General features: G+C 51.4%; 4 tRNA genes. All 4 read left to right on the top strand.

The annotated features are described in order from the left end of the window. Positions 1-83: 83 nt before the first annotated feature. The 4 genes from AC6UD1_RS07020 (at position 84) to AC6UD1_RS07005 (ending at position 420) form a co-directional block, all read left to right on the top strand. Positions 84-156: transfer RNA gene (locus AC6UD1_RS07020), tRNA-Asn, on the top strand. Between the two features lie 6 nt (positions 157-162). Continuing rightward, positions 163-254, top strand: a tRNA-Ser gene (locus AC6UD1_RS07015). A gap of 16 nt (positions 255-270) precedes the next feature. Continuing rightward, positions 271-343 (top strand) — tRNA-Glu (locus AC6UD1_RS07010). Between the two features lie 4 nt (positions 344-347). Then, a tRNA-Val gene (locus AC6UD1_RS07005) sits at positions 348-420 on the top strand. Positions 421-422 lie beyond the last annotated feature (2 nt).

The raw sequence follows: 422 nt of genomic DNA, 5'->3' as shown, positions 1-422 counted from the left end.
CGAACACAGAAGTTAAGCTTCAGCACGCCAAGAGTAGTTGGGGGATCGCCCCCTGCAAGGGTAGGACGTTGCCACGCGATTATTCCGGCATAGCTCAGTTGGTAGAGCACCTGACTGTTAATCAGGTTGTCGACGGTTCGAGCCCGCCTGCCGGAGTACTATGGAGAGTTGTCCGAGCTGGCCGAAGGAGCATCATTGGAAATGATGTAAACGGATTAAAGTCTGTTTCGAGGGTTCGAATCCCTCACTCTCCGTATATTTTTGTAGTATGACCCGTTGGTCAAGTGGTTTAAGACACTGCCCTTTCACGGCAGTAACATGGGTTCGAATCCCGTACGGGTCATTTTGGAGGATTAGCTCAGCTGGGAGAGCATCTGCCTTACAAGCAGGAGGTCACAGGTTCGATCCCTGTATCCTCCATA

This window comes from Fructilactobacillus sp. X8R1C1 (genome assembly GCF_059900945.1).
This window is presented reverse-complemented; position numbering and strand designations above follow the sequence as displayed.